The organism is Streptomyces griseoloalbus, assembly GCA_014650015.1.
Lineage (GTDB): Bacteria > Actinomycetota > Actinomycetes > Streptomycetales > Streptomycetaceae > Streptomyces > Streptomyces griseoloalbus.
On the sequence record BMUD01000055.1, the window covers coordinates 1 to 4,988 of the forward strand.

Annotated in this window: 2 rRNA genes; both read right to left on the reverse strand. The window is 57.7% G+C overall.

Annotation, left to right across the window (positions count from 1 at the left end):
- Positions 1-22: 22 nt before the first annotated feature.
- Positions 23-3,143 (reverse strand): 23S ribosomal RNA (locus tag IE178_RS34850).
- A gap of 309 nt (positions 3,144-3,452) precedes the next feature.
- Positions 3,453-4,981: ribosomal RNA gene (locus IE178_RS34855) — 16S ribosomal RNA — on the reverse strand.
- Together the 16S and 23S rRNA genes form the textbook arrangement of a ribosomal RNA operon.
- Positions 4,982-4,988 lie beyond the last annotated feature (7 nt).

Genomic DNA, 4,988 nt, shown 5'->3' on the forward strand with positions numbered 1-4,988 from the left:
AACACAGTGGACGCGAGCAACTGAGGACAAGCCCTCGGCCTATTAGTACCGGTCAACTCCACACGTTACCGTGCTTCCATATCCGGCCTATCAACCCAGTCGTCTACTGGGAGCCTTACCCTCTCATGGAGGTGGGAGTCCTCATCTCGAAGCAGGCTTCCCGCTTAGATGCTTTCAGCGGTTATCCCTCCCGAACGTAGCCAACCAGCCATGCCCTTGGCAGAACAACTGGCACACCAGAGGTTCGTCCGTCCCGGTCCTCTCGTACTAGGGACAGCCCTTCTCAAGACTCCTACGCGCACAGCGGATAGGGACCGAACTGTCTCACGACGTTCTAAACCCAGCTCGCGTACCGCTTTAATGGGCGAACAGCCCAACCCTTGGGACCGACTCCAGCCCCAGGATGCGACGAGCCGACATCGAGGTGCCAAACCATCCCGTCGATATGGACTCTTGGGGAAGATCAGCCTGTTATCCCCGGGGTACCTTTTATCCGTTGAGCGACGGCGCTTCCACAAGCCACCGCCGGATCACTAGTCCCGACTTTCGTCCCTGCTCGACCCGTCGGTCTCACAGTCAAGCTCCCTTGTGCACTTACACTCAACACCTGATTGCCAACCAGGCTGAGGGAACCTTTGGGCGCCTCCGTTACTCTTTAGGAGGCAACCGCCCCAGTTAAACTACCCATCAGACACTGTCCCTGATCCGGATCACGGACCCAGGTTAGACATCCAGCACGACCAGACTGGTATTTCAACGACGACTCCCCCTGAACTGGCGTCCAGAGTTCAAAGTCTCCCAGCTATCCTACACAAGCCGAACCGAACACCAATATCAAACTGTAGTAAAGGTCCCGGGGTCTTTCCGTCCTGCTGCGCGAAACGAGCATCTTTACTCGTAGTGCAATTTCACCGGGCCTATGGTTGAGACAGTCGAGAAGTCGTTACGCCATTCGTGCAGGTCGGAACTTACCCGACAAGGAATTTCGCTACCTTAGGATGGTTATAGTTACCACCGCCGTTTACTGGCGCTTAAGTTCTCAGCTTCGCCCCACCGAAATGGAGCTAACCGGTCCCCTTAACGTTCCAGCACCGGGCAGGCGTCAGTCCGTATACATCGCCTTACGGCTTCGCACGGACCTGTGTTTTTAGTAAACAGTCGCTTCTCGCTGGTCTCTGCGGCCACCCCCAGCTCGAGGAGCAAGTCCCCTCACCAGACGTGGCCCCCCTTCTCCCGAAGTTACGGGGGCATTTTGCCGAGTTCCTTAACCATAGTTCACCCGAACGCCTCGGTATTCTCTACCTGACCACCTGAGTCGGTTTAGGGTACGGGCCGCCATGAAACTCGCTAGAGGCTTTTCTCGACAGCATAGGATCATCCACTTCACCACAATCGGCTCGGCATCAGGTCTCAGACTATTGCCAGGCGGATTTACCTACCTGACGTCCTACACCCTTACCCCGGGACAACCACCGCCCGGGATGGACTACCTTCCTGCGTCACCCCATCACTCACCTACTACCAACTTGGGCCGGCGGCTCCACCACTCCCCTTTGCCCGAAGGCTCCAGGGCGGCTTCACGGCCTTAGCATCACTGGATTCAATGTTTGACGCTTCACAGCGGGTACCGGAATATCAACCGGTTATCCATCGACTACGCCTGTCGGCCTCGCCTTAGGTCCCGACTTACCCTGGGCAGATCAGCTTGACCCAGGAACCCTTAGTCAATCGGCGCAAACGTTTCTCACGTTTGTATCGCTACTCATGCCTGCATTCTCACTCGTGAACCGTCCACAACTGCCTTCCGGCGCTGCTTCACCCGGCACACGACGCTCCCCTACCCATCACAGCACCCGTTGGGGCTATCTGCTGCAATGACACGACTTCGGCGGTACGCTTGAGCCCCGCTACATTGTCGGCGCGGAATCACTAGACCAGTGAGCTATTACGCACTCTTTCAAGGGTGGCTGCTTCTAAGCCAACCTCCTGGTTGTCTGTGCGACTCCACATCCTTTCCCACTTAGCGTACGCTTAGGGGCCTTAGTCGATGCTCTGGGCTGTTTCCCTCTCGACCATGGAGCTTATCCCCCACAGTCTCACTGCCGCGCTCTCACTTACCGGCATTCGGAGTTTGGCTAAGGTCAGTAACCCGGTAGGGCCCATCGCCTATCCAGTGCTCTACCTCCGGCAAGAAACACACGACGCTGCACCTAAATGCATTTCGGGGAGAACCAGCTATCACGGAGTTTGATTGGCCTTTCACCCCTAACCACAGGTCATCCCCCAGGTTTTCAACCCTGGTGGGTTCGGTCCTCCACGAAGTCTTACCTCCGCTTCAACCTGCCCATGGCTAGATCACTCCGCTTCGGGTCTTGAGCGTGCTACTCAAACGCCCTATTCGGACTCGCTTTCGCTACGGCTACCCCACCCGGGTTAACCTCGCAACACACCGCAAACTCGCAGGCTCATTCTTCAAAAGGCACGCAGTCACGAGACACCAGCAAGCTGATGTCCGACGCTCCCACGGCTTGTAGGCACACGGTTTCAGGTACTATTTCACTCCGCTCCCGCGGTACTTTTCACCATTCCCTCACGGTACTATCCGCTATCGGTCACCAGGGAATATTTAGGCTTAGCGGGTGGTCCCGCCAGATTCACACGGGATTTCTCGGGCCCCGTGCTACTTGGGTGTCTCTCAAACGAGCCGCTAATGTTTCGACTACGGGGGTCTTACCCTCTACGCCGGACCTTTCGCATGTCCTTCGCCTACATCAACGGTTTCTGACTCGTCTCATGGCCGGCAGACCACAAAAGAGAGATCCCACAACCCCGTATACGCAACCCCTGCCGGGTCTCACACGCATACGGTTTGGCCTCATCCGGTTTCGCTCGCCACTACTCCCGGAATCACGGTTGTTTTCTCTTCCTGCGGGTACTGAGATGTTTCACTTCCCCGCGTTCCCTCCACTTGCCCTATGTGTTCAGGCAAGGGTGACAGCCCATGACGACTGCCGGGTTTCCCCATTCGGACACCCCCGGATCAAAGCCTGGTTGACGACTCCCCGGGGCCTATCGTGGCCTCCCACGTCCTTCATCGGTTCCTGGTGCCAAGGCATCCACCGTGCGCCCTTAAAAACTTGGCCACAGATGCTCGCGTCCACTGTGCAGTTCTCAAACAACGACCAACCACCCGTCACAACCCACCGAAGCAGATTTTTACCGGGGCCGGCACTGAAGGCAGCCATACGGCCATACCCTCAGACACCCAACAGCGCGCCCGACACCCTCACCCTCCCGTGATCCGCGTTCCACGCCCCGAAGAGCAGTACTAGCGGTCCGGACGGACCGAGTGTGCCGAATAGTCAACGTTCCACCCATGAGCAACCAGCATCAGACATTCGCCGATGTACTGGCCTCTGACCAAGCCAGGCCTGGTAAGAAGTGCTCCTTAGAAAGGAGGTGATCCAGCCGCACCTTCCGGTACGGCTACCTTGTTACGACTTCGTCCCAATCGCCAGTCCCACCTTCGACAGCTCCCTCCCACAAGGGGTTGGGCCACCGGCTTCGGGTGTTACCGACTTTCGTGACGTGACGGGCGGTGTGTACAAGGCCCGGGAACGTATTCACCGCAGCAATGCTGATCTGCGATTACTAGCGACTCCGACTTCATGGGGTCGAGTTGCAGACCCCAATCCGAACTGAGACCGGCTTTTTGAGATTCGCTCCACCTCACGGTATCGCAGCTCATTGTACCGGCCATTGTAGCACGTGTGCAGCCCAAGACATAAGGGGCATGATGACTTGACGTCGTCCCCACCTTCCTCCGAGTTGACCCCGGCGGTCTCCCGTGAGTCCCCAACACCCCCGAAGGAGCTTGCTGGCAACACGGGACAAGGGTTGCGCTCGTTGCGGGACTTAACCCAACATCTCACGACACGAGCTGACGACAGCCATGCACCACCTGTACACCGACCACAAGGGGGGCACTATCTCTAATGCTTTCCGGTGTATGTCAAGCCTTGGTAAGGTTCTTCGCGTTGCGTCGAATTAAGCCACATGCTCCGCCGCTTGTGCGGGCCCCCGTCAATTCCTTTGAGTTTTAGCCTTGCGGCCGTACTCCCCAGGCGGGGCACTTAATGCGTTAGCTGCGGCACGGACGACGTGGAATGTCGCCCACACCTAGTGCCCACCGTTTACGGCGTGGACTACCAGGGTATCTAATCCTGTTCGCTCCCCACGCTTTCGCTCCTCAGCGTCAGTATCGGCCCAGAGATCCGCCTTCGCCACCGGTGTTCCTCCTGATATCTGCGCATTTCACCGCTACACCAGGAATTCCGATCTCCCCTACCGAACTCTAGCCTGCCCGTATCGACTGCAGACCCGGGGTTAAGCCCCGGGCTTTCACAACCGACGCGACAAGCCGCCTACGAGCTCTTTACGCCCAATAATTCCGGACAACGCTCGCGCCCTACGTATTACCGCGGCTGCTGGCACGTAGTTAGCCGGCGCTTCTTCTGCAGGTACCGTCACTTTCGCTTCTTCCCTGCTGAAAGAGGTTTACAACCCGAAGGCCGTCATCCCTCACGCGGCGTCGCTGCATCAGGCTTTCGCCCATTGTGCAATATTCCCCACTGCTGCCTCCCGTAGGAGTCTGGGCCGTGTCTCAGTCCCAGTGTGGCCGGTCGCCCTCTCAGGCCGGCTACCCGTCGTCGCCTTGGTGAGCCATTACCTCACCAACAAGCTGATAGGCCGCGGGCTCATCCTGCACCGCCGGAGCTTTCGATCACCAAGGATGCCCAAGATGATCAGTATCCGGTATTAGACCCCGTTTCCAGGGCTTGTCCCAGAGTGCAGGGCAGATTGCCCACGTGTTACTCACCCGTTCGCCACTAATCCCCACCGAAGTGGTTCATCGTTCGACTTGCATGTGTTAAGCACGCCGCCAGCGTTCGTCCTGAGCCAGGATCAAACTCTCCGTGAATGTTTAC